This is a genomic window from Balneola sp. (assembly GCA_003712055.1).
Taxonomy (GTDB): domain Bacteria; phylum Bacteroidota; class Rhodothermia; order Balneolales; family Balneolaceae; genus RHLJ01.
The window spans coordinates 212,259-238,040 of sequence record RHLJ01000007.1; the positions used below are offsets into that span (position 1 = coordinate 212,259).

Annotated in this window: 25 protein-coding genes; 15 read left to right on the top strand and 10 right to left on the bottom strand. The window is 40.0% G+C overall.

The features are described from left to right. Window positions 1-140: 140 nt before the first annotated feature. Complete coding sequence (locus ED557_15505) at window positions 141-1,337, bottom strand: 4-phosphoerythronate dehydrogenase (protein RNC79477.1); 1,197 nt, start codon at window positions 1,335-1,337, stop codon at window positions 141-143. On the opposite strand from ED557_15505, the gene ED557_15510 reads away from it, so the two are divergent. From ED557_15510 to ED557_15540, 7 genes are all read left to right on the top strand, one after another. After that, on the top strand, window positions 1,318-2,661 hold the full coding sequence (locus tag ED557_15510) for a thymidine phosphorylase (protein ID RNC79478.1): 1,344 nt from the start codon (window positions 1,318-1,320) through the stop codon (window positions 2,659-2,661). The genes ED557_15505 and ED557_15510 overlap by 20 nt on opposite strands. A 73-nt stretch (window positions 2,662-2,734) precedes the next feature. Beyond that, window positions 2,735-3,478: a PspA/IM30 family protein gene (locus ED557_15515; GenBank protein RNC79479.1), complete on the top strand. Its 744-nt coding sequence runs from the start codon at window positions 2,735-2,737 to the stop codon at window positions 3,476-3,478. Window positions 3,479-3,490: 12 nt separating this feature from the next. Continuing rightward, window positions 3,491-3,964, top strand: a complete 474-nt coding sequence (locus ED557_15520; protein ID RNC79480.1) for a hypothetical protein — start codon at window positions 3,491-3,493, stop codon at window positions 3,962-3,964. Between the two features lie 3 nt (window positions 3,965-3,967). Further along, window positions 3,968-4,861, top strand: a complete 894-nt coding sequence (locus ED557_15525) for a hypothetical protein (protein RNC79481.1) — start codon at window positions 3,968-3,970, stop codon at window positions 4,859-4,861. Next, a complete protein-coding gene (locus ED557_15530; protein ID RNC79482.1) occupies window positions 4,858-5,637 on the top strand; it encodes an enoyl-CoA hydratase in 780 nt (259 codons plus the stop codon). The genes ED557_15525 and ED557_15530 overlap by 4 nt, the downstream gene beginning before the upstream one ends. A 78-nt stretch (window positions 5,638-5,715) precedes the next feature. Beyond that, entirely contained in the window at window positions 5,716-6,990 is a 1,275-nt protein-coding gene (locus tag ED557_15535; GenBank protein ID RNC79483.1) for an HlyC/CorC family transporter, read from the top strand. 92 nt (window positions 6,991-7,082) lie between these two features. Further along, complete coding sequence (locus ED557_15540) at window positions 7,083-8,795, top strand: ATP-binding protein (protein ID RNC79484.1); 1,713 nt, start codon at window positions 7,083-7,085, stop codon at window positions 8,793-8,795. A gap of 26 nt (window positions 8,796-8,821) precedes the next feature. On the opposite strand, the gene ED557_15545 is transcribed toward ED557_15540, so the two are convergent. Then, the gene (locus ED557_15545; GenBank protein RNC79485.1) at window positions 8,822-9,580 is read right to left on the bottom strand and encodes a phytanoyl-CoA dioxygenase family protein; all 759 of its coding nucleotides are present in this window, start codon (window positions 9,578-9,580) and stop codon (window positions 8,822-8,824) included. A 28-nt stretch (window positions 9,581-9,608) separates the two neighbouring features. Next, complete coding sequence (locus ED557_15550; GenBank protein RNC79486.1) at window positions 9,609-9,974, bottom strand: DoxX family protein; 366 nt, start codon at window positions 9,972-9,974, stop codon at window positions 9,609-9,611. An 89-nt stretch (window positions 9,975-10,063) separates the two neighbouring features. Between ED557_15550 and ED557_15555 the strand changes: the two genes are divergently transcribed. The 3 genes from ED557_15555 (at window position 10,064) to ED557_15565 (ending at window position 14,786) form a co-directional block, all read left to right on the top strand. Then, the gene (locus tag ED557_15555; GenBank protein ID RNC79487.1) at window positions 10,064-11,194 is read left to right on the top strand and encodes an AraC family transcriptional regulator; all 1,131 of its coding nucleotides are present in this window, start codon (window positions 10,064-10,066) and stop codon (window positions 11,192-11,194) included. A gap of 263 nt (window positions 11,195-11,457) precedes the next feature. Beyond that, window positions 11,458-13,791 carry a TonB-dependent receptor gene (locus ED557_15560; protein ID RNC79488.1) on the top strand — a complete coding sequence of 778 codons (2,334 nt, stop codon included), beginning with the start codon at window positions 11,458-11,460 and terminating at the stop codon, window positions 13,789-13,791. 224 nt (window positions 13,792-14,015) lie between these two features. Beyond that, on the top strand, window positions 14,016-14,786 hold the full coding sequence (locus ED557_15565) for a ThuA domain-containing protein (GenBank protein RNC79489.1): 771 nt from the start codon (window positions 14,016-14,018) through the stop codon (window positions 14,784-14,786). Window positions 14,787-14,868: 82 nt separating this feature from the next. On the opposite strand, the gene ED557_15570 is transcribed toward ED557_15565, so the two are convergent. After that, window positions 14,869-15,276, bottom strand: a complete 408-nt coding sequence (locus ED557_15570; protein ID RNC79490.1) for a gamma-glutamylcyclotransferase — start codon at window positions 15,274-15,276, stop codon at window positions 14,869-14,871. Window positions 15,277-15,351: 75 nt separating this feature from the next. Next, a complete protein-coding gene (gene azu, locus ED557_15575; GenBank protein RNC79491.1) occupies window positions 15,352-15,807 on the bottom strand; it encodes an azurin in 456 nt (151 codons plus the stop codon). Between the two features lie 305 nt (window positions 15,808-16,112). On the opposite strand from azu, the gene pheA reads away from it, so the two are divergent. Then, window positions 16,113-17,249 (top strand): prephenate dehydratase, encoded by a 1,137-nt coding sequence (gene pheA / locus ED557_15580; GenBank protein ID RNC79492.1) that lies wholly within the window; start codon window positions 16,113-16,115, stop codon window positions 17,247-17,249. Between the two features lie 15 nt (window positions 17,250-17,264). Here the strand turns inward: pheA and ED557_15585 are convergent, their stop codons facing one another. The 3 genes from ED557_15585 to xseA form a co-directional block, all read right to left on the bottom strand. Further along, complete coding sequence (locus ED557_15585) at window positions 17,265-18,353, bottom strand: hypothetical protein (GenBank protein RNC79493.1); 1,089 nt, start codon at window positions 18,351-18,353, stop codon at window positions 17,265-17,267. 64 nt (window positions 18,354-18,417) lie between these two features. After that, complete coding sequence (locus tag ED557_15590; protein ID RNC79494.1) at window positions 18,418-19,029, bottom strand: phosphoribosyl-AMP cyclohydrolase; 612 nt, start codon at window positions 19,027-19,029, stop codon at window positions 18,418-18,420. Window positions 19,030-19,477: 448 nt separating this feature from the next. Then, window positions 19,478-20,671 (bottom strand): exodeoxyribonuclease VII large subunit, encoded by a 1,194-nt coding sequence (xseA, locus tag ED557_15595; GenBank protein ID RNC79495.1) that lies wholly within the window; start codon window positions 20,669-20,671, stop codon window positions 19,478-19,480. A 64-nt stretch (window positions 20,672-20,735) separates the two neighbouring features. On the opposite strand from xseA, the gene ED557_15600 reads away from it, so the two are divergent. Next, window positions 20,736-21,953: a hypothetical protein gene (locus ED557_15600; GenBank protein RNC79496.1), complete on the top strand. Its 1,218-nt coding sequence runs from the start codon at window positions 20,736-20,738 to the stop codon at window positions 21,951-21,953. Here the strand turns inward: ED557_15600 and ED557_15605 are convergent. Both ED557_15605 and ED557_15610 read right to left on the bottom strand, forming a co-directional pair. Further along, window positions 21,931-22,251, bottom strand: coding sequence for a hypothetical protein (locus ED557_15605; protein RNC79497.1), 321 nt, complete (start codon window positions 22,249-22,251; stop codon window positions 21,931-21,933). The genes ED557_15600 and ED557_15605 overlap by 23 nt on opposite strands. Next, complete coding sequence (locus ED557_15610) at window positions 22,248-22,907, bottom strand: DUF2461 domain-containing protein (GenBank protein RNC79498.1); 660 nt, start codon at window positions 22,905-22,907, stop codon at window positions 22,248-22,250. The genes ED557_15605 and ED557_15610 overlap by 4 nt, the downstream gene beginning before the upstream one ends. Window positions 22,908-23,072: 165 nt before the next feature. Between ED557_15610 and tnpA the strand changes: the two genes are divergently transcribed. The 3 genes from tnpA to tsaB all read left to right on the top strand — a co-directional run bounded on the left by tnpA (window position 23,073) and on the right by tsaB (window position 25,670). Next, a complete protein-coding gene (tnpA, locus tag ED557_15615) occupies window positions 23,073-23,528 on the top strand; it encodes an IS200/IS605 family transposase (GenBank protein RNC79499.1) in 456 nt (151 codons plus the stop codon). 106 nt (window positions 23,529-23,634) lie between these two features. Beyond that, window positions 23,635-24,915, top strand: coding sequence for a dihydroorotase (locus tag ED557_15620; protein ID RNC79500.1), 1,281 nt, complete (start codon window positions 23,635-23,637; stop codon window positions 24,913-24,915). Between the two features lie 86 nt (window positions 24,916-25,001). Then, window positions 25,002-25,670 carry a tRNA (adenosine(37)-N6)-threonylcarbamoyltransferase complex dimerization subunit type 1 TsaB gene (tsaB, locus tag ED557_15625; protein RNC79501.1) on the top strand — a complete coding sequence of 223 codons (669 nt, stop codon included), beginning with the start codon at window positions 25,002-25,004 and terminating at the stop codon, window positions 25,668-25,670. Window positions 25,671-25,782 lie beyond the last annotated feature (112 nt).

Below are 25,782 nucleotides of genomic sequence, written 5' to 3' on the forward strand. Positions count from 1 at the left end.
TTTTCTTAAATGTAGCGTAGCGGAGTAATTTTTTCAGGAGGGGTTACAAACTTTAAAGCAATCTTTCGCAAATGCCGATATTCATTCACGAGTGGAGCGAAGTGATCCCAGTTTTATTGCATCGAAATACTGGGACTGCTTCACTCCGTTCGCAGACGAGATTTAATTCCTAGAAGTTCTAATTCTTTAAACCTATCCAAAAACTCATCATCCAGATTCATATAAGAATATTCATATCGATAAGGTCGGTCGGTTCTTAATTTTGAGAAAAGAGTGGCTTTATCTTCTCGGTTCATCAAATCTCTAAGAATGGCATCATATTCCCTAATGGGATGTAATCGGCTTAATAACTGACCAAGCGAATACTTAAGATGCGCTAGTTCTATATTCTTAGCTTGGGATAGAAGATCGTTAGTGGGCATATCAAGATGAAAAAAACGGCAAAGCTTTTCACAAACCAACCTGCTGGCATTTAGTTTAGCTTGTTCTGAATACCCAGCAATATGGGGTGTGGCTATGAAGGCTTGTTTAGCCAATTTGGGATCAAAATCCGGTTCATTTTCCCAGACATCGATTACACAATCATCAACAGTACCAGTATCTATTGCTTGTTTTAGAGCCGACTCATCGATTACACCTCCTCGTGAAGCATTGATAATGAGTTTGAATTGATTCTCAACTAGCTTCACTTTATCAAGCCAGTGAAAAGTAGAATACTCCCCGGAATGGATTAGAGGAACATGAAAGCTAAGTACATCACATCTTAGTACTTCTTCTAAGGAACATGAAGTAAACTCAGGGTCTATTTTCTCTCTCGGAGGATCATATAAATAAAAACTGGCCTCAAATTTCTCTAGCAAATTGGAAACAGCCGTTCCGGTTTTACCTGCTCCAATAATTCCAAATGAAAGGTCACTTAGTTCTACCTGTTTTTCAACACCCCATAGTAATAATGAGGTTAAAACATATTCGGCTACAGCTGAGGCATTACATCCTTTGGCATCACTAAAATGGACACCCTTAGACAAAAGATATTCGATATCAACATGATCACTTCCAGAAGATCCTGTACCTACAAGTTTGAGGGTAGAAGGTAACTTCGGGAAATTATGCTCATTAAGCTTAGTAACAGTTCGGATTAGAAGAGCATCAAATCCTGTTAAGTCCGGAGTTTTATGCTGTGGATTATAGAAAGTAAGCTCCGCCTCTTTAGGGATAAAAAGGCTTATTTTATGGAGGTTTTGATCGGTAAGTACTTTGATCAAAGAAATTGGGCTTAAAATGAGAAAATAAAGCGAATTTGACCTATTTTCGGTCATGAGTTCCAAGTATAACATAGTTTCCCTAATTCGCAAAAAGAGGCAAGGTGAGTCTTTAACAAGTGATGAGATTCATTATCTCGTTCATGCATATACTGATCACACCATTCAGGATTATCAAATGAGCGCCTTTCTTATGGCTGCATTTCTGAAAGGGCTGAACATGGAAGAGTCGGCTGCACTTACTGATTCTATGCTTGAATCAGGTATTGTTGTCGACTTATCGGATATCCCCGGAGTTAAAGTTGACAAACATTCTACCGGTGGGGTAGGAGATAAACTTTCTTTGATATTGGCTCCCGTAGTTGCCAGCGCAGGAGTGCCTGTTCCAATGATATCTGGCAGAGGACTGGGGCACACTGGTGGAACCCTTGATAAGTTGGAATCTATTCCTGGTTTCTACACCGATATGGATCTGAAGAGATACCATGATATTATTTCAAAGCATAATCTTGTTCTGGCTGGTCAAACCAAAGAAATTGCTCCGGCTGATAAAAAATTATATGCATTGCGAGATGTTACTGCCACTGTGGAGTCCATTCCTCTAATTGCTGGTAGTATTATGAGCAAAAAGCTTGCTGAGGGTATTGATGCTTTGGTACTAGATGTGAAATATGGTTCCGGAGCTTTTATGAAAGATTTGGACTCGGCTATCGAACTTGCAGAGGAATTGGTAGGAATCGGAGATCGCTTTAATAAAAAAACGATCGCCTATCTTACAAATATGAATCAACCGCTTGGATTTAAAATAGGGAATTGGCTGGAAGTGGAAGAGTGCGTAGAGGCACTCAATGGAGAAGGGCCGGAGGATATCGTGAAGCTCTCTAATCTGCTTTCAGGTACTATGATATATCTCGGAGAGAAGGCTGGGAGTGTTGAAGAGGGGATCAAAAAAAGTGAAGAACAGATAGAAAATGGTAAGGCTTTTCAGAAATGGATAGATATTGTAGAAGAGCAAGGCGGAGATAGTTCTTTAATCAAAAATCTCAAAAATTATCCAAAATCAGGGTATGAGTTTTCATTGAAAAGCCAAAAAAGTGGATTCATTAATGCTATGGATTCCTATCAGATTGGAATGGCTTCTCTTGAGCTGGGCGCAGGTCGGCGCGAGAAGGAAGATGTGATCGATCCTACCGCGGGTATTATCTTAAATAAGAAAGTAGGAGACAAAATTGAAGAAGGTGAAACAATTTTGACAGGGTATACGAACAAGCCCGCCATGATTGAAATTGTGACAGAAGAGTTATTCCAATCGGTGGAAATCAGAAACGAGCGGCCAAAGCCGGAACCTTTGGTCACTCATATTTGCGACAGCCAAGGCACACGGGCATTTGAGCTTTAGCATGTTGAATTACTATAATAATCAGTTAACTTAGTTCCTGAAGACAAAAAGGGCATAAAAAATATACAGAACCATGTTTAAACGATTTATTCGCGCTATCAGATCATTATTCGGTGGAGTTATAAGCTCAATGGAAAATCCAAAACTTATCCTTGAGCAAAACATCAGAGAATTAAACGACCAGATTCCTCAAATGAATGAGAACATCGCCACTGTAAAAGCGAATCTCATTATGCTTCAAAAAGAAGTAAAGCGTAACGAAAATCAAATCACTGAGCTTACCTCAAAAATTAAATCAGCGATTAAAGCAAACAGAGATGATATAGCTGAGGGATATGCGCTTCAGTTAGAGAAAGCGAAGGAAACGATCATTCACTCTAAAGAACAGTTGGCTTTTGCTGAGCGTGCTTATGAAAAAGCATTGAAAGTGAAAAAAGTATTCATGCGTGAAAAGGATCGTAAGATTCAGGAAGCAAAAGAAGCATTGCGAGCCAGCGAAAGAGCCGAATGGCAATCCAAGATTGCAGATACCTTAGAGCAATTTGAAGTGGGTGGACTTGATCAAACCCATGACGAAATGATTAACCGTCTGAATGAAGAGACGGCTAAGAATGAAGCTCGAATGGAGATAGCTTTAGACAGCATTGATACTCAAACTATGGAAATCGAGGCTAATGCTGAAAAAATTAGAGCTCATGAATTGGTAGAACAATTTAAATTGGAAATGGGCGAAACTTCAGGTTCAATTTCTATTGACGAAGAACCGGTAAAAGAAGAAACGCCAACCAAGTCGGTAGGCAACAAGGAAAAGAGCTAAGAATTTTCTGAAATGAGTACCCGCAGCGAACAGGAACGAGAACGCCTCAAAGAGGAATACAAAGATCACTACCGAAGGATCAAAGAGGCCAAGGAACAGTTGCGTCAGACACAACAGAAGGGGAAAATAGCTCAGGCCTTGAATAATATGAATGCCGACAATCTTCTTGAATCTGTTGATGAGTTTCTTGGCAAAGTGAAAGAAAAGGTGGTAAGTGCAGAAGCTCGGCTTGATGTAGCAATGGATAGTCTTGATGAGGACGATCCGAAAACCGCAGCAGGCAAACTAAAGCAGGAAGAGCTTGATGCTGAAATGAAAAAGCAGAAGGCAAAGCAAACCCTTCAACAAGTAAAAGCTGAAATGGGAATGCTTTACTCTGAAATCGAGAAGCATGCTGAGGAAATTCATGCCGAAAAAACCATCGGTACAAAAAAAGATGAACTAGCAGATGACGATGAGTCATCGGAAGGGGATACCACAGAATAGTAGATGTCAGCTGACGAATTAAATATCAATTACACACGAGAAGCATTTCTAAATCCAATTAATTTAGGAGTATTGCTTGTTTCAACGCTAGGGGCACTTTTCTTTAGCAATCTTAGTGTTGACGTTTCCAATATTCTACTCTCAACAGTATTCGGAGTAGAGCTCATGTACCTGGGAGTTGTTCCAAAACTTCCCCGTTTCAGGAAAAGGGTTGAATTGAAGAAAATTAAGGAGCGTCACGCTGCAAATAATGAAAAGGATTTATTTCAGGCTCTTGATTCTACAAGCCAAAAACGGTTTTTAGTATTAAAACATCTCGCTCAGCTTGTACAAGAAAATTTTGAAAAGCTTCCATATAGCTCTCAAGGGTTACTTGATAACATCAAAAAGAAGATTGATGAGCTACTTGGAAATTATCTTACTCTTCTTGATTTAATAAAAAGGTATGAGGTATACCTAAATACTTCTCTTGAGAATAATTTGAAAGAAGAAGTTATCAGAGAAATTGAGGAGATAAAAACTCTGGAGTCGGAAAAACTCAAACGTACCAAATCCCGAAGAGTAGCTATCATGCAGAAGCGCCTGCAAAAGTTCAAAATAGCTAAAGAAAAATATCTGGTATGTGAAACTCACTTGGAAACCATTGAAGATGCTGTTCGCTACATCTACGAGCAATCAATGACCATGAGTAATCCTGAGGAAATTGGATTCCAGTTGGATAATTTACTTACCGAAGTAGACGAAACTTCTCAGCTTATTGAAGATCTGGATCAGGATATTCTACCAGAATACACTACTGAGTGGGAATCAGAACTCGACTTTGATTCTATTTTGGACGAACTTTCGGACGATGTTGACACTGTAACTAATCCAAAGAAAAGAGTTCAGAATAAATGAGCCTATCTTTTGAAACGCTCATCCTGGATATTGATGAATCCGGGATAGCCACATTAAGCATAAACCGTCCAAAGCAGCTTAACGCATTAAATAACCAGGTTTTTGAAGACCTTGATGCTGCTATCGATGAAGTCATCTCAAATGATGCTATCAAAGCGGTCATAATTACCGGTGCTGGCGACAAGGCTTTTGTAGCGGGAGCGGATATAAAAGAATTTGCAGATTTCAACTCAGAACAGGCAGTTACCCTTTCCAGTAGAGGGCACAGAGTTTTTCAGAAATTAGAAGATGTGACTAAACCTGTAGTTGCCGCCATTCAGGGTTACGCATTAGGAGGGGGATTTGAATTAGCATTAGCTTGTCATCTCAGAGTTGCTTCGCAAACAACGGTTGTGGGACTACCCGAAGTAAGCCTGGGCTTAATACCAGGATATGGAGGAACTCAGCGGCTCCCTCAGTTAGTAGGTAAGGCAAAAGCTCTTGAATTGATCATGTCAGGTCGGTTTGTAAAAGCTGAGGAAGCACTTCAATTAGGTATTGTAAACCAAATAGCTGAAGATGATGTGCTTGAAGCTGCAAAAAAAATGCTGCAAGGGATTATCAGACAAGCTCCTATAGCTATAAAAAATGCTATATTGGCAACTAAAGAAGCAGGCAAGGCTTCGGGGTTCGGCTCCGAAGCAAAACTTTTTGGAGAATTGTTCTCCACTGCTGATTTTAAAGAGGGAACTTCGGCTTTTATTGAAAAGCGAAAACCGAATTTCTCCGGTAAATAGGAACGAATTGAATCTGAATGAGCGACGAGCCTCCATCGGGTAGTACATATTCATCTCAAAAAACAGGAGCCAAATAATATGGAGTGGCTCCTTATCATCGCGACTATTTTTTTAAGCGGATTCTTTTCCGGGTCAGAGATTGCGTTTGTCTCAGCCAATAAACTCAAGCTTGAGGTAGCCTCCCGAAAAAATAATTTTGTAGCCAGCTCCCTAAGTTTCTTCAAAGAAAACCCGGAAACTTTTCTAACCACAACACTGGTAGGTAATAATATCATCAATGTATTATATGCTACATTGATGGCAATATTTCTTATCAGTCCTATAAATATGTACTCGGAGGCGTGGTTTAACCATACGCCTAGCGATTTTGAGGTTTTACTTGTTCAGACCATTATCGCATCGGTGCTGATAATGCTTTTTGGGGAAATTCTTCCTAAAGCAGTTTTTCGGGCTCAGGCGGATTTTATGGTGAGTTTAATCGCAATACCACTTCGTATTTTTTACTTCTTGCTTCGCCCGTTGATTGTACTTGCCAATGGCTCTTCCAATATTCTTATTAAGTGGCTGGTACCAGATGCTCAGCAAACCTCATCTTTGTATCGTCGCCAGGATGTGGAGCTGATTTTTAAAGAGCTTCGCGAGAGTGGGGGGAGTGAGGATATTGACCAGGATGATTCCGAGATCCTGCATAATGTTCTGGAGTTATCTACCAAAAGGGTTAAAGACTCGATGATCCCCCGTATCGAAATAGAAGCTGTGGATAAGAAAACAGATCTGGACGAAGTACTGGAACTATTTATTAAGTCAGGGCACTCGAAGCTACCCGTTTACCAGGATTCAATTGATGATGTAATAGGGGTAGTATTTGCCTACGATTTATTTAATAGCCCGAATACACTTAATGAGATTATTCGCCCGGTGAAGCTGGTTCCGTCTAGTAAAAAGTCCAAGGATCTGTTAACCGAGTTCAGGCAAACTAAGATGTCGGTAGCTATTGTGTTAGACGAATATGGTGGAACAGCAGGAATGGTTACCATTGAGGACTTACTGGAAGAAGTGGTAGGAGATATCCAGGATGAACATGATGTTGATGATGACATTATGAAAAGGCTATCCCCTAATACCTATGTAATAAGCGGGAACGTAGAAATTGAAGAGCTAAAAGATCGATTCCCGGAAATTGACCTGCCATTGGAACCTTCTGAATATGATACCGTAGCGGGCTTCATTATAAATACTTTGGGGCGCATTCCGACGGTGAATGAGGAGGTACTTATCGGGGACAAAAAATTCATCATTAGTAAAGCCACTCAAAGTAGAATTGAAACGGTAAAGCTTATTTTAATTGAGTAGTTAAGTACCTAAGTGGCAAAGTAGCAAAGTGTACATAAGTACTCACTTTGCTACTTTGCCACTCTGCTACTCTAAAACTTAAAAACATAAAGATGTTCGACAACTACCCAGCCTGGTCTCAGGATTTTGCGAGAAAGTATTTAAGTAGAACCATTAACACGTTTCTGCTTCATGGTAACGTGCATGATTTAGTCCCACTAAGAACAGAAGATGGGACGGAATTCAACAGGTTAAAAACTTTTCTATCTGATGAATTTTTTGGAGCTCGGGACTACGTGATCTTTTATGATCGGGCATCAGGTATTTATTTCCGGGACAAAGAATCCCAGGCCGATTTTAACCAGGCTATAGCTGGAAGAGATAGTTTGGTTGGTACAGATTATGCCAACAAGATGCCTAAGGATCCAGTAAGGGTATTTTCTTTATTGGAACAATATTTCCGGCTTCGTCTGGATCAAAAGAAAAGCGTAGCACTTATCATCGATTATGCTGAAACAATCATCCCGATGAGTGATGCCAGTTCTACTGGAAATGAGGATCGTACTTCCCTGGTTTATCTGTCGAGATGGGCACATGATCCGATGTTTCTTGCCTCCGATTTTACTACCGTATTAATTACTGAGAACCTTGCTGATCTCAACAAGACATTGATACAGAATCCATACACTACCGAAATCAAGATCAATATCCCGGGAGAGCAGGATCGCCTTGAGTTTGTAAAGTTTGAAACGCGGAATGATGATTTCAAGAAGATTTCGGATGTTTCGCCGGAAATAGTGGCACAACAAACAGCAGGCCTAAACTATGTGAATGTTCGAAGTGTACTTTCGAATGCCCGAGAGAATAAAGAGAAGATCACCTTTGAAGGACTGTCTGAGAATAAAAAAGAATTGATTGAAGCAGAAGCCTATGGCCTGCTTGAGTTCGTAGAAACTCCATACTCTCTGGATAATGTTGCCGGGCATACTCATGTAAAAGCACATCTTAGAAAAGCAGTTAAAGCTCTTAAAGAAGGTCGCCAGGACGTGATGCCTATGGGTTACCTGGTTTGTGGTCCGGTAGGAACCGGAAAAACCTTTTTGGTTACCTGTTTTGCTACTGAGGTTGGAGTGCCCATGGTTAAACTGAAGAATTTCAGAAGCCAGTGGCAGGGGGTTACAGAAGGTAACCTTGAGAAAATTCTTTCTATCCTAAAAGCTATGGCGCCAGTAGCCGTAATGATTGATGAGGCTGATGCATACCTGGGAGACCGGAATTCCAGTGGAGATAGTGGGGTTTCCAGCCGGGTATTTTCTCAAATTGCCACCTTTATGAGTGATACCAGCAATCGTGGTAGAATTATCTGGTTCCTGATGACAGCTCGTCCTGATTTGATGCCTATCGATTTAAAACGACAGGGAAGAGCAGAAGAGCATTTGGCATTATTTCCGCCCTATACCAACGAGGAGCGTGTCGAACTTTTCACTGCCATGAAGAAGAAGACAGGATTGAAAATGACCGAAGAATACATTCCGGCGCTTATTGAAGAAGGTTTTAAAACATTCTCCGGCGCTGATATGGAAGCTGCCCTTACCAGGGCGAAATTCCGTGCGGCAGCAGAAGGCAGGAAAAAGGTGACTCCCGGAATTCTTGATGAAGCGCTAGCTGATTTCATTCCTCCTACCTATCCTGAAGAAGTAGAGCTGCAAACTTTGAACGCGGTTATCGAATGTACCTCTAAAGAACTCCTTCCTGAGCGGTACAGGGAAATGGATCGAAACGAGATCCTGATTAAGATTGAGGAGCTTAAGTTTAGGGTAGGTTAGTAAACCTCATTCCGTTCGATTAAGCTTTAATTTCGATAGACCAATGGATTGCTAGCCAGGTTCTCTCCACGGGCGTGATAGAGCTTATGGCCAGGAGCAGATTCTGGATTGAATTTCATATCCAGAGAAAAGTAACGCATGGTGTAACCACACCGACGTTTGTCAGAAGTATTGGCATTAGCTCCATGTATTATCCGGGCATCGTGCAAGGAATATTGACCCTTATTTAGCTCAAACCATACTACCTCAGATTCATCAAAAGTCCCTTTTTTGATTTCAGTAGTAAAGGTATTGTTCTCTTTATCCTCCACTTCTTCATATTCAGAAAACCCATTGTAATGAGTACCGGGAACTACTCCCATACATCCGTTTTCAATAGTAGAATCGTCAATAGCCAGCCAAATAGTGACGATCTTATCGAGCTCATCAAACTTACCTTCCCAATAAGCGCTGTCTTCATGCCATGGAGTTCGGCGACCTTTCCCAGGTTCTTTTGAAATGAAATGACTACTAAAAAGTCCAATGTTCGGTCCTATAATATCTTCCACCACATCTAATACTTCAGGTGATAACAAGAGATCCAATAATCTAGGATCACGGAAATGAGGGGTATCCAATTCATCGGAAAGCTTTTTCCCTTTGTTCTTCAGATGTTCTTCAAATATCTCTGTAAGAAGAGCTTGTTTGGTATCCGAAAACAAATTTCGACTGGGTAGCAGGTAGCCCTTTGTTTTATAGAATTGAAGCTCAGATTCAGTGAAAGTGTTTAACTTGGGTAAGCCCATTGGTTCTATATATTCAGCATTAAGTTTCTTAACTCTGAAAAGCCTTTTTCTCTGAAAAGTAAGAAGTAAAAAGAATGATCATAGCAACTAGTGCCCCAGCGAAGTCACCATCATTAACCATTATATGAGCAAAAAAGGCCAGGATAAAATCGAAGAAAAATCCTGCGTAGGCCCATTCTTTTAATATTGAAGATTTACGTGTTAAAATCGCAACCAAACCTAATAGCTTGGCAATGGCTAGCGGGTATATCAGGTAAACAGGGTAACCAAGAGTTTCAAAAGCATTGACAATTGCTTCATGATTGAAGAAATAGTTTGCAACTGAGAAAAGCATAAGGAAAGTGAGAAGGCCAGTAGAAGCCCAATAAATGATCTTAAAGGTTTTTGAACTCATAACATTAGTTTGATGAACAGAACAGATTGAATGCGAAAGTAAATAATCCTGATTTTATCTCTAAATTATATCCATCTAAAAAATGAGGTATGCTCTTTAACGCCATTTTTTTACTAGGGGCCATTCATGGGCTGGTATTGGCCTTATTACTGGCAAGTAAAAAAGTAAATCAGTTATCAAACCGTATTATGGGAGCGCTGATGCTGGTTTTTTCCATTGATTTAGCTATGGCCAGCTATCTGGGTTTTGGAGCTTATCAAGATTTTCCACACGCCATCGGCCTGGATTATCCCATTACCTTACTTTATGGTCCGCTTCTATATCTGTATTCCAAAACGCTGATAAATGCCCAAACCAGAATGACCCCGAAGGACTGGTCGCACTTATCTGCTTTTGGGCTGTTACTTATATTCAGTATCCCTTTTTATCTATTGACCGGACAAGAGAAAATAGACTCAATAAGTGCTGAAGGAGGGTTAATGTACGGATCTGCTTTTATCACGCATATCAAACTCGGATATAATCTAATCTACATCGCGTTCATTCTGAGACTGGTGCGCGATTATAAGAACCAATTGAAAAATAACTTTTCTTCACTGGATAAAAGGAATCTCGATTGGTTGCAATGGTTCATATTTGGAATAGTTGTGCTCGCACTTATGGCTACTGTGCTGCATTATATGAGTTCGGTATATGGCGAAAATGTGATGTATACGAACATCAATTTGCTTGGGATAACTATCTATGTGTACAGCATTGGATATATGGGGTTAAGACAACCCGAATTTTTTGCGGATTTTTCTACCCTTTCTCATAGTGAATCTGTTACGGATTCTAAGCCCGCTCCAAGCTATTCCAGATCGGGCTTGGATGAGCAGTCCGGGAAGGAATTGATGGCCAGGCTCACTGAGATGATGGAAGATGAAAAGCCGTATATGAATAACGAGTTAAGCCTGAAAGACCTATCTGAAACGGCAGGTATCTCCACTCACAATCTTACTGAAATTATAAATAGCTATGCAGGTAAGAATTTTTATGACTTCATAAATTCATACAGAGTAGAAGAAGTAAAGAAGAGAATTATGGAACCAGGTTCGGATAACCTGACGATGCTAGCGCTAGGCCTGGAAGCAGGATTTAACTCCAAATCTTCCTTCAATTCAGTTTTTAAGAAGCATACCGGGATGACTCCATCAGAGTACAAGCGGTCTTTAAATTAATCAAATACGTTAATTTTAAAACTTTTCAATAGAGAACCCACCCCTGTCCCCTCCCAAGAGGGGGACTTCTTTATTTAGACTTACACTTGAACAACGAGCTTCGCCTCCACCGGAGGGGATTGAGGGGTGGGTAAAATGAAATGGCCGTAGGTCTTTCTAACCAAATCTTCCGGTAAAAAAGAAGTCCAAACCCAGTGGTTTGGACGATTGGGCCTTTCTCGTAGCATAAGTTTGCCACCGAATTAAAACCAACGTATTCGGAGATGAACTTCAAAAAACTTTTTACACTATTTGTTATTGCCTTATCTAGTCAGGTAGTACTGGCGTTTCAAACACAAACAGTATCAGGGGTAGTAATAGATAAAACCACCAAGGAGACTCTTCCAGGAGCTAATATTGTACTGTTAAATCACGAGCCACTTATAGGTACTTCAACCAATGTTGATGGACAATTTATTTTAAACAATGTTCCACTCGGCCGTCACAATTTCCAAATATCTTTTTTGGGGTATCAAACGAGAGTAATCTCTGAGATACTTGTTACTAGTGGTAGAGAGGTTATACTTACGGTAGAGCTCACGGCAGAAATTTTTGAAGAAGAGGGAGTGGAAATAGTAGCTACCATTCAAAAGGACAAAGCCATTAATGATATGAGCTATGTAAGCTCCAAGGCTTTTACCATTGAAGAAACTCAGCGATACGCTGGTGGTTTGGATGATCCGGCACGATTAGTTACGGCTTTTGCCGGGGTGACCTCCTCAGGAGGTACTCAAACCAATGCTATATCTATTCGGGGTAATGCTCCCAAAAGTGTGCAATGGAGACTAGAGGGTATCGAAATACCTAATCCTAGTCACTTTGCAGGGTTATCGGTAGCAGGTGGCGGTGGATTGACTCTATTCAGCTCCCAACTATTGGCTGACTCGGATTTTATGACTGGGGCATTTCCTTCAGAATATGGCAATGCACTTTCAGGGGTATTCGATATTAATTTTAGATCCGGGAATAAGAACCGAAGAGAGTATGCATTTCAGCTTGGGATAAATGGGATTGAAGCTAGTTCGGGTGGACCATTTAAGAAGGGGAGTCCCTCTACTTATTTATTCAATTACCGGTTTTCAACACTGACCTTGTTACTTCCGCTTCTGCCAACTGAGGGTACTATCCAGTATCAGGACTTATCCTTCAAAACAACTTTCCCAACCAAAAATGCAGGTCGGTTCGAGTTTTGGGGAATCGGAGGTTTAGATAAACAAGGTTTAGATGCTAAAGAAGACTCGTCAGAGTGGGAATATGCATACTGGGATTTTAGTAATAACGATATCAATCTGGGAGTAGGAGCAGCGGGTCTTTCTCATAGTTTACTCGTTAATTCTAAGGGCTATCTAAAAACTACCCTAGCTGTTTCGGGAAACTCAACGGATTATGAGCTTGACCAGTTAGATGAAAACTTCATTGCCAGCCCTGAACTACGAATTTTGAACAAAACCGGAAGGATTGCTCTTAAATCGTATCTCAATCAACTGGTAGGAGAAAGGCTAACCACAAGAACAGGTTTTGAGCTTCAACATTTATTTTTTGATCTGGATTTAAGAGGAAAGACTGATAATCAAAGTCCCTTCCAACAATTAGTCTTGGAAGATGGAAACGCACAATTAGCTCAGGCGTATTCTCAATTAAAAATGGAGTTTTCTCCAAGACTGTCAGGTAGTGCAGGGCTTCATGCTCAGTGGTTTTCTTTAAATGAGGAATTATTGATTGAGCCGCGCGCAGCTTTGAACTGGCAAATGAACAGCAAAACAGGATTCAATTTGGGCTATGGATTACATAGCCAGATAGAAGAGTTGGGGATTTACCATGTTCGGTCTCAAAATGAATCGCTTAACAAAGATTTGAAGCTCGCCAAGGCCCATCATTTTGTAGCAGGGTTAAGTCATAACCTTGGAGATCATCATTTCATAAAGGCGGAGCTATTTGCTCAACAATTGTTTGATGTACCAGTTATTGCTGATAGCAGCTTTTCGATGCTGAATTTTGTGCAAGACTTAAGTTTTGCTGAGGCATTAGTGAATGAAGGAGAAGGTGAAAACTATGGTATTGAGCTTACTCTGGAGCGATTTTTACATCGAGGATATTACTATCTGGTTACCGGAACCTTGTATTCTTCCAGGTACAAAGGAGGGGATGGAGCCTGGAGGAAAAGTCGTTTTGACCAACGAATTGCAGCTAATGTCCTGTTTGGAAAAGAATACTTCCTCAAAGAAGGAAAGAATGTGTTTGGAATAAATACGCGTGCAAGTATTACTGGAGGAGAACGATATAGCTCTGTATTGCAAACAGAATCCGCAATAGATGAAGAGGTAATTTTCGATGAAGCCAATCCATACAACAACCAGTTCGATACACAACTTGTAGTGGACTTAACCCTCTCTTACCGAACGAACAGGAGCAGGTATTCGAGTATTTGGCTACTTCAAATTAAAAACCTGCTAGCTAGCAAAGACAATTCTTTTGACTATAATCACCTTACTGATCAGGTTAATTTGGTTAAAGAGGGATTGGTACTTCCTATACTTAGCTGGAAAATTGAATTTTAGGATCGGTTTGAGAAGGTTATCCCGTTCGCTTTTAGTCATCCCGGGCTTGCCCCGGGATCTGTAGTGGAATACCTGACGAGCCATCACAGATCCCGCATCAGCGTGCGGGATGACTTAATCTGTTGAATTAATCCTTCTTCTAGGAATTTTTATCACGAGAATAGAGTGGAATATTCAATGTTGAATCACGATTATTTGAGAATCAACGATCAAAAGTACCACTTATGAAAAAGACCATTCTTCTTTCACTAGCAGGAGCATTCCTTCTATCAATTACTGCTTATGCCCAACCTCAATTCAAAGCCTTATTATTTACTAAGACAGATGGATGGCATCATCGCTCCATTAACGAAGGGGTGGATGCAATCCGTTATTTGGGAGAACGGCATCAATTTCAGGTAGATTGGGAAGAAATGGCTTGGAGGTTTACAGATGAAAACCTTGAACAGTACGATGTAATCATCTTTTTGAGCACAACAGGAGATGTACTAAATGATGAGCAACAAGCGGCTATGGAGCGGTTCATTCAATCAGGAAAAGGATTTGTTGGTATACATGCTGCATCAGATACCGAATATGAATGGGAATGGTTTACCCAGCTTGTAGGTCGGATGTTTGTAATTCACCCGGCAAATCAGACGGCAAGATTATACGTCGAAGACCGGAACTTCCCAGGGATGGAGCGTTTGCCCGATTCTTTCTTATTTACCGATGAGTGGTACACCTTCACAGAAGAAAAGGTAGAAGGGCTAAACTATTTGCTTACCATCGATGAAGATTCTTATGACCCAAGTGCAGACTGGGGTGAAAAGAAAAGTGACGGAATGGGCGACTTTCACCCTATTTCCTGGTATCACGAATTTGACGGGGGTCGTTCTTTCTATACAGCAATGGGTCATATGGAAAAAACCTATGATGATTGGTTATTTCTGGATCATTTATTTGGGGGGATATACTGGGCTGCTACCGGGAAGGGAATACCGGGCGATGAATGAGGAGCATTGAATAAGAGTGTTTCTGGCAAAGATAGTTAATGGTTAATGGTTATTGGAAAAGCAATTCCCCAATAACCATTAACTATCTCGTTCCATCCTTATTCTCGTATCGACCACTTTCAACAACTGTTTTTCCCTTAATCGACCAGTTGTACAGGTAGCAGGAAGCCTTTAATTCGGTATCACCCATTTGAACAGGGATGACTTCACGAACATACTCGTTGGGTTGCTCAAACTGTTTTCCAACTCCTTCGAAATGATCCAGATATGCAACCAGTTCCGCTTCATTTTTCTCGATTTTATAAACCTCTCCATAAACATTCATCTCTGAATCTTCTTCATAAAGAGCACCCGGATAACTTCCTATATCAATTAGTTGTCCGGGGAAATAACCTTCTCCTAACAAAGAGCAATTCTTACGAATGAACTTTGCTGGTTCATTCTCATATGTGGACTTGAGCAGGCCGTAAACGAAGATGTATGAATTCATGACTATTTTTTCCTGAAAATAAAAAAGGGAACAGGTACGACCTATTCCCTTTAAGAGAAATAAGGATATTCTTATTTATTCAACAATAAGCTTTCCCTGCATTAATGCATAGTGTCCGGGGAAGCTGCAAATGAAGGTATACTCTCCGGCAGCAGGTGCTGTAAATTCGATGGTAGTTTCTTCACCACCACCAATCAAAGATGTATATGCGATTGCTTCGTCACCTTCAGGGATGTACTCAGTGTCTCTTGCTCTAATTGCTTTAGTAGCATAAGTAGCTACATCAGTTCCTTGTGCCAGTAGAACCCAGTTATGGCCCATAGCTGCTTTAGGGAGTTGTCCAACATGTTTTAGAGTAAGAACAATGGTGTCTCCTTCTTTCACTTTAATTTCGGAAAGGTTGAACTTCATTTGATCTGTTCCTTCAATTGTGATTTCTACTTTGTCGTTAGAAGAAACAGGTACCTCGTTATTAGAAATGGCTGTATTACTTACAAAAAGAAGCATCAGCACAGATAAAATAATATTCATAGTAACAGTGATGATTAATTGATTTTTTTATCGACAAAAGTTCTTCGTTCTATATGAAGATAATGTGAATTCAATAGAAATATATCCAATGAATAAAGCAAAGAATTTGATGTTATAGGGAGGTTTCACCACCAAAACACAAAAGCACAAAGAAATTAGTGCTTCCGTGTTTTTGTGGCTTATGCATACAATAAATTGAACCCTTTTCAAAAGGCCTTGGTAGGCATTGAGATAAATTTATTCCTAAACTTCTTTGTATTCTTACTACCTTCGGCTTCACACTCATTCACGATGTTTTTTTAACTATGAAAGAAGATTTAGAGTCCATAAGGAAGCGACTTGATGATATAGATCGCTCTATATTGAAAGCACTTGCTGAGCGACAGGGATTAGTAAAAGAAGTTTCTTCTTATAAACTGGAGAATAATGCAGGTATCCGGGATATGGAAAGGGAAGAGAAGCTTCTCAATAAAATCCGTGACCTGGCCACCGAAGTAGGTCTGGACAGATATTATGCAGAACATCTTTTCAGGGAAATCATTACCAATTCCGTAAGATTTCAAACTCATTCCCTGGTAGATCATCAAAACGAAAGTAATGGAAATCACATCAGAGTGAGTTACCAGGGAACAGATGGTGCATATAGCCACCTGGCGGCTATTAGGCATTTCAGTGAGCGTTTTGATCATGTTGATTCCTATGGCTACGATACTTTCCAGGAAGCAGCAAAAGCAGTAAAAGAGGGGCATGTGGATTATGCAGTGTTACCCATAGAAAACACTACTGCCGGATCGATTAATGATACTTATGATATCATTGCAGATCCGAATGTGCATATAATCGGAGAAGAGATTATAAAGGTTGTGCACTGTTTGTTGGCTGTTGAGCAAGTAGAGGTTTCAAAAATTCGGAGAATTCTTTCCCATCCAAAAGCTATTGAGCAATGCACCAATTTCCTTACAAAACTTCCTCGCTGTACGGTAGAATCATATTTGGATACAGCCATTTCTGCCAAGAAAGTGCTTGAAGATGGGGACATTTCTCAAGCAGCGATTGCCGGAGCTCATGCTGCCGATCATTATGGATTACAGGTAATTGCTCATGACATAGCCAATCAGAAAGAGAACTACACACGGTTCATCATCGCAGCGAAAGAAAAAGTGGTAGTTGATCCACAGATTCCTGCCAAAACCTCACTCATTATGGTTACTTCACATAAGGAAGGATCTCTGGTAGAGTGCCTGAATGTGCTTCATAAACGAGGGATCAATATTTGTAAGCTTGAATCCCGCCCACGAATTAATGAGCCGTTTCGGTATTCGTTCTATGTGGATATTGAAGCAAATCTTGCTAATCCCAATACTGAATTAGCTATCAATGAGCTTCAAAATGAAGCGGAAGAATTAAAAGTGCTTGGCAGTTACGCCAAGCAGTTGCAGTAACCTTGATGAACTAAATTATAACGTGTAGTTGGCTCTGATAAATGTACTGTAAGCATACGGTATGGTATCGTCGTCATTTACACGAGCACGCCATCGAGCATCAAACCAGAGTTTATTAGTAGCTCTATATCTCCAGCGAATTTCAATTTCATCTGTACTGGGATTATAAGTAGAAGCTGTTAACCAAAAGCGATCAGTGCGGGAAAATTCTACCATAAGTTCATGCTTGTTAGCGAATCGATTAACTCCTGCAGAAATAATGGCGCTTGTGCCTTCACTTAAGTCTGCATTTAAGTTCTGGCTTAACTCTCCTGCCACTCTAAATGATCCGCCTTGTAATAGATCAATACCTGGAAGGTCGTAAACTGCTCGAGACATAATCCCGATAAAATCGTCATAGTCAGTTCCATTCTTGGTAAAACTTGCCGGAGCATAGAAGAAACCGAATCCTTTTTGAATGAAATTCATGTTGTCTCTTTCTCTATTCTCTAGCCCCAAATAAGAGGTAAAATTATGATCATTTTCTGCGAAATCCATCCCGGAGCGATATGCAAATGTTACTGCGTCTTTTGGTTGGTATTCTCCTATGAACTCTCCAAGCCACCCATTTTTTAAATTTCTTTGATAGAAAATACCATCAGACCAATGGATGAAGATTACATTACTTTGAAATCGAAAACTGCTTCTTCCGGCGTTGCTGGATACATTCACACTTTCCTGAAAACGACCAATTTTAAGAGTCGAATTCTCATTTCGGAATTGATAGTAAGCCTCATCAAATGAAATACTACCTGGTGCTATCCCGCCTCCATCTGCTTTAATTGTAAATTTAATTTCATCTGTATCATCTCTTAATTGAGTAGCAAGTCGGGCAGTAAAAGAATGGTTTTCATTAAAACGATATGTGATTCCTGATCTTAGTCGAACACCGAAAAAATCTGCTGATTCTTGATTCATTCCATGTCCTAGTCCCGTTGCTTCGTCTGTATTTCCAAAGTAAGCAAGCCGGATGTCTGTATAGGTTGTAAGCTTTTTTTCTTGAGCAAATAGTTGGGTTCCCGAAATAAGTGTAATAAGTGCTACTGCAATAACTCGAAACTTCATTTATATCTGTTTTTTTAAAAGGAAAAAAAGGCGCTTGATACAATCAAGCGCCTTTATAATTTAATTAACCCTGAAAAGGTATGTGAGAAGAATGGAGAACAATTTTTAAGTTTCCATTAGCATCTTTTGTGTAAGCGAAAGAGTATTCAACTTTCACATCTGCGCTTCCATCAGCAGGAGTGAAATAGTAGTTACCCATTGCTACAGCCATATTACCATCGATTTTGGTACCGATGTTTTCCCAACGAACGTTAGTCCATGGCTTGATAGCGAATCCGCCATCTTCAGCATACTTTTTGTTACCACCTACGAAGTAAGATAGAGCTCCTTCAAAATCCAATCGGAATTGCTTTTCAGCAGCTAGAGTAGGCTTGAAAAGAACCTCACCCTCTTGGTAGTTGTAGAACTTATTGATGTGGTCGATTGCAGCTTGCTTGTAATCGCCTTTATCCATAAATACTTTTCCGATTTTTACGATTCCCTCACCCCATGCGATTTGTGCGGCTTCTACTTCGTTAACGCTAATATCGTCTACTTTAACAGTAGCTGGAGTTGGGTCAGAAAGTTCGGTTACTGATGCTCCTGTATAGGAGATCATTCCAAATGTAAATACTGCAGTCAGTATTGTTATGTGAAGCTTTGAGCTTAGTAGTTGTTCTAAATTAGAGATTTTCATTTTTTTGATTTTTTTTAGTGAGTTCCTACTCTGTTGAGGATTTTCGGATTACTCCTTTTGAGAAGTAAGCTTCATTAGGTGTTTACTTCTGAGTAAAGATTTTCCTTAGATATGACCCTGATTAATTGCCCAAAAAAAGGTCGCGATAAATTAGGTGAGCTTTCGATTACTGATTGCTCAATCTAATCGGTAAGGAAATTGGCATCAGCTACGTTCAAAAAGACTTTTGAAAAAATAGCTAAGATCTTCGCCCCTGTAGGTAGAAAGGGTAGAGCATTGAAAATCATAGCAACTTGACCGAAGGGCAAAAACATGACTTTTAGCGCAAAATAAATATGCGAAGGCTCTTAGAGGCATTGTTGGTTTGGTTATTTAGAATGATTCTAAATTATGATTTAGAAAATGAACAAATCAATGAGTGCCAATGATTTTTAAAACCATTTACAACTTATTTTGACTTATTCGAACCGTCTAACCACTGGATTTCAAACTCCGTTCCCTCTTCGAATTTATTTTTTGTTTTTATCCATTTTCCACCCTGCCATATACGAGAATAGCCTTTTTTTAGTGGCTCATTGGGATCTTGTTTGTCTAATCGATGAGCTAGCTCAGACCAGGTACTTCGCTTTTTCTGAAGTATGGAAGCTGATAGTAAGTCTAATCTTCCCTTGAAATTTGAGATTGAACTTTGGGCGGTATTCATTTTCTGTTGAACAGCAAGAAGGGCATGAGACCGGGCTAAATTTAATACCCTCTCTTTATAATATTCGACTGCCCCTTTTGTATTCAATTCAAGTTTTCTGAATAAATCCTCTACGTAGAATCGGGTTTCATTAATATCGGGAGTAGCTAAAACTGCTGCCTGAGTTGGGGTAGCAGCTCTTACATCTGCTACAAAATCGCTAATGGAAAAATCTACCTCGTGACCTACTCCGCTAATGATAGGCACTTTGCAATTGAACACAGCTCTAGCTACGGCTTCTTCATTAAATGGCCATAAATCTTCTAAAGATCCTCCTCCACGACCGATAATGACCAAATCCACATTTTTTTGCTCCGAGAAATAATTGATGCCTTTCACTATTTCGGGAGCGGCATTGATTCCCTGTACACTGGCGTGATAAAGTTTCACTGTCGCCAGAGGCCAACGTTTTTCAAGTGTAGAACGAATATCCTGAAAAGCAGCAGTAGTTTTTGAGGTTACAACCCCAATAGTAGCAGGGAATTTGGGAAGAGGTTTCTTATGGATTTCATCAAACAAGCCCTCTGCTTTGAGTTTTGCCTTAAGTTCTTCGAAGGCTTGTTGAAGTTTTCCAATTCCTGCCTGCTGAACAAGGCTTACAATTAATTGGTAGCGCCCATGAGGAGCATAAACCTGTACATCTCCGCCAACTACAATTTGCTGCCCATCAGCTAGCTGTATTCCTGATCGTTGAACCGTATTTCTCCAAATTACACAAGGAAGTTGAGCCCCAGAATCTTTTAGAGTAAAGTAGATGTGGCCATTGGCGCTCTGCTTCACATTACTCGCTTCTCCCTCAACTAAAATGTCAACGAAGTTCTGTTCTAAAAGCGATTTAATCTTTCCCGTAAGCTCGGTAACCGAAGGAATATCAAAAAGAAAAGGAAGTTGGTCGGCCATTATTGCTTTTTAGCTGCGTAAGAGATTTATTTTAGTATTGGTTTTTTTATTGAAATCTCTCGCAATGATACGAAAACTGGTTTGCATATTCGGATTCATTTTTTTCTCGGTTGCTGGCTTTTCCCAGGAACTGGAAATGATCTATGAGAGAACCTCAGAAGCGCTGGGTGGTAAAGAAAAATGGGAATCGGTTAATACAATGTTTGTCGAGGGGAACTGGAGTTTTCCTCATGACGTTGACCACAGTTTTGTTTGCAAGCTTAGCAACCCGGATATGGCTAAGATTACCTTTTTGGTAGACTCAACCATTCACACGGTTTCGCGCTATGGAAGAAAAGGATGGGTGGACGATCCCACAGAAGTAATCTCAGGGTATTCCAATTTTGATGCTGTAGAGAAGATGGTTGCTACGAATTCCTTCCTTTATGAAAACAATCTTGTTGATTATGAAAAAAAAGGATTAGAACTGAAATTTGAAGGATCAGTGGTGATTGCTGATGAAGAAGTTTGGTTAGTACGTGTAGAGGGATTCCCAAATAAAGAAGAACTTTATTACATCTCCCAGGATGATTATCGGCCTTTCATAAAACAGAGCTACTACTTTTGGCGTGGGAGAAATGCGGTAGTGAATTACTACATAAAGCAGTATAAAGAAGTGGAGGGAATCCAGGTACCAAAAGAAGTATTGGTTACCAGTGAACATTTAAATTTAATCCTGAATTATTCTTCTTATGTTTTCAATACCGAAATGGATAGCGAAGAATTTAAAGATCCGAACGAACCTGATTTTACCACCAATTCATTGAGTCTAAGCAAACAAGAAGTCCAAGATTATCTGCACGATAATATTCCAATGACCCGGAATATGGGAATTGAAGTGCAAAGCCTGTCTACGAATGAAGTAAAGTTAAGAGCTCCAATTGAGTTAAATGTGAACCACATGCGATCAGCTTTTGGAGGCAGTGTAGATAGTTTATTCCTAACTGCGGGCTGGACCTATATTCGCTTACTTACTGATCATTTTGAACCACTCCCGTTAATTGTTGGGAGTAAAGCCCAAACTACCTATCAGCGGCCTATTACCAGAGATTTCTCTGCCAGAATAGTCATCCCTTCTAAAAAAGAAGTAAGGAAGTTTCTCAAAGCTTATGAGAAAGATGGAAAGGCTAGTATTTCTTTAGATGCTGTGATTGAGGATGATGGAAAAACCTATGCGGTATTTACAGGAGATTATGTATTGGTAAAGTCTCCAAGAAGATCTAGACCACCGGGCGAACCATAATCTCAAAACAGTTGAGAAGAGGACAGGTTTTAGCCATAAAGATGGCTTCATCAAGATCTCTGGCGGCAATAATAGTATAGCCCAGGATTATTTCCTTAGCCTCTATAAAAGCGCCATCAGTATTTACTGTTTCATGATCAATAATATGAGCTCCCTGATCATCCAACCGTTGAGAGTCAATGTGTTGATCGCCTAATTTTTCAATCCAATTAATGTGTTTCTGTATCCGATCTCTTAGTGCTTCATCTGAGGTATCAACCCCTTCCTGCCCCCGAAAAATGAGCATGTATTTTTTCATGTAAAAGCATTCGTTAAAAATGTATGTAATGGCTGAACAGCTCTATAGTACTCGAGAAGTACTTCAGCCTGGTTAGGTACTTTAATAAACTCAGAAGTTGGCAAAGTTGCCATAGCGTAGAATTGTTTGTTGAGGATGAGCGGGGTTTGTTCTATCACCGGATTGAATTCAGGATCAATACGTTTGTTTTGTTCTCCCTTAACTTCACCAAACCGGGATGTAAACTCCTTATTTTCCAGGATGGAAAGAAATTCATCGGTGTTTGAGGCTATTAACGTCCGGACATTTCTAAGGGCTGTTTTATCTAATTGATAAACCCCTCCACCCATATGAACCTTATCAGCTCCAATGCCCAGGTAAAAACCGGGTCGTTCTGACTTTTTTCCTCCCGGAGAAAGGCCGGATTTCATCATTAGGTTATAAGGAGTTTTATTTTTAGAGAAGCGGATGTCACGATTTATACGAAATAGTGATTTTTTTGCGTCCGGGAGGATATCAGCCTCAATTTCTAATAAACCTGGAATCACTGATTCAACTAGTTCTATAAACGGAGCTCTTACATGTTGCTCATATTCCTTTCGGTGGGCATCAAACCATGCTTTGTTATTATTCTTTTCCAGCTCGGTAAAAAAAGTGATGAAGTCTCGGGAGATCATGATGTTGAAATATTTATTTATAGAATAACAATTGAGAGGTCTTAAGTGGGACAATAAACTGAAATAATTTTTAGGAATACTGTAAGGAGTTTTATTGGGTATGGTCTAATCCATATAGCGAAGGAATGAATCCCTTCGCTTGCTTACTTAACTAATATCTTGGCAATGCCAAAAACATATAATTCAATTTGGATACATGTAGTTTTTAGTACAAAAGACCGAATTCCTTTTCTTAGCTGGGGAATTCGCGGAGAGCTATGTCAATGGGTTAAAAAACAAAGCAGAAAGCATGGTATTTATGTAGATGTAGTGAATGGTGTAAAAGATCACATTCATCTTTTAATAAAACTGAAAACAACTCAAAATGTAGCAGAAGTTATGAGTTTTATAAAGGGAGGGTCTTCGAAGTGGTTGAACGAGAGATATAACTGGAAAGAAGGTTTTGCCTGGCAACAAGGATATGGTGTTTTTTCTGTGAGTCAGAACGAAATAAAAAGAGTAAGAGCATATATTTTTAATCAGGAAAAACATCACAAAACTGAAAGCTATTCTTCAGAAATAAAGAAACTGGTGAGAAAAAATTCAGGTTCGCCAGCGAAGGGATTCATTCCCTCGCACTGAAGTGGACACATCATCTTATCAGAAACATTGACTATAAAAGCTCCTATTTCAGTTCTTTGAAAGCCCTATATTTGGCATGTTTTGAAAATCCTAAAAAAGTTTAGTCATGCTCCTTAAAAACCTGCGCCCTGTAACTTCCACTCAATCCGGGGAAGAAACAGTTGATCTAAGAATAGAAGAAGGGATAATTAAAGAAATTGGAACAGGACTGAAAGCCGGGAAAGGAGAAGAAAGTCATGATTTTAAAGGGGTCTATGTAAGCCCTGGTTGGATGGATATGCATGTTCATTTAAGAGAGCCGGGTTATGAGCATAAAGAGACAATAAAAACAGGAACTGATGCCGCTGCTTTTGGAGGTTTCACAGCGGTAGCTTGCATGCCTAATACCAATCCTGCTACCCATACCCGAGATGTAGTGGAATTCATTATCAAAAAAGCAGAGGAAACTGCAGTAGATGTACACCCAATTGGTTGTGTGACTAAAGATCGCGCTGGGAAATCCATCGCTGAGATGGGAGATATGAAAGAAGGGGGCGCAGTTGCATTTAGTGATGATGGTGATCCGGTTTATGATTCACAGGTAATGCGTGTGGCTTTGGAATACTCCTCTATGCTGGGAGTGCCCATTATAAATCATGAGGAAGATCTGGCACTTTCCCGACCGGGGCATATGAATGAAGGGAAAGTATCAACGAGATTAGGACTGGAAGGCACACCGGGGATTGCTGAAGAAGTAATGATCGCACGTGATATTCTATTAGCAGAATATACTGGTGGTCATGTACACGTAGCACATATCAGTACCAAAGAAGGGGTTGATTTGGTAAGGAAGGGAAAAGCCAAAGGTATTAAAGTGACCACCGAGGTTTGCCCGCATCATTTCGATCTTACAGATGAAGAAATCGACCGCCAGAAGTTCGATACTAATTTCAAAATGCACCCACCACTTCGAACTCAAGAAGACGTAGATGCTATGATTGAAGGTTTAGTTGATGGAACTATTGATGTAATTTGTACCGATCACGCCCCTCATGCTATTGAGGAAAAGGAAGTAGAGTTTATTTACGCTCCAAACGGAATTATTGGTCTTGAAACCGCATGGGCTGTTTCAAATATGAAGTTACTTCAAACCAAGAAGCTTAATCTTCAACAGATGGTTGAGAAGCTGAGTGATAATCCACGGGAGATCCTTAACCTTCCCCAGCTAAAAATAGAAGAAGGGGTTACTGCTAATCTTACTTTCTTCAATACCGATGAAGAATGGACCTTCACTAAAGAGAATGTGCACTCCAAATCAAAAAATTCACCTTATCTGGATAATAAACTTGTTGGCCGGGCAGTTGGAATTTTTAATAAAGGCGTATTGGTTATCAATACATTGAAATGATTAAAAAAGTCATTCTGAGCTTCAGCGAAGAATCAGCTGATCCTTCGGAAGTATCCTCAGGATGACGCTAGTACTGTAGGAAATCAATGATCCTCGCTTACGAAACATCTACCAATGTTTGCTCGGTGTCTTTCCAGGACAGAACGGGAAGAATCTATGAACGCAGAACACAGGGGAGGGGAGTCCATTCCGATAATGTGTTTTTGTTCACACAGGGTTTTATGGAAGAGCATAACTTTACAATGGAAGAGGTTGATGTAGTTCTTGTGAGCAATGGTCCAGGATCTTATACAGGCCTGCGGATTGGTGCCAGTGCAATTAAAGGACTCTTGTTTGGATTGGATGTACCTCTTTTTGCTTGTGACACTTTAGCTTCTTTTGCAATCAGTCCCGAAGGTACTGAAGGACATACGATTCATGGAATTATTGATGCCCGACGCATTCATGTATATCATCAGGCATTTGATTTAGAGAAAGGCCGGTTGATTTCCAGGGGAGAGGCGAAAGTTATTGAGCTATTAGAGTTTGAAAAAAATATCTCTTCAGATGATGTCATTGTAGGGACGGGTACCTTGCGATTAACCGAAGGCCTAATTGATGAAAGCCAAATCTATGATGAACGGTCTGTTTCTGCTAATTCCCTTCTAAAATTGTACCAGCTTCCGAATTTTAAAAAGTACTGCAAAAAGGTGACACCAGAGGCCTTGGATCCTAATTACGTTACCTCCAGTCAGGTTAATAATAGCGATCAGTAAATAGTGTTAGGCAAAATTGTTCGTTTAATGCCAAAGAAGTACAACTAGTTTTTGAACATTGAACAAGGAACATTGAACTTCGAAGTTCTGTGTTCAATTGTTCAACATTCAA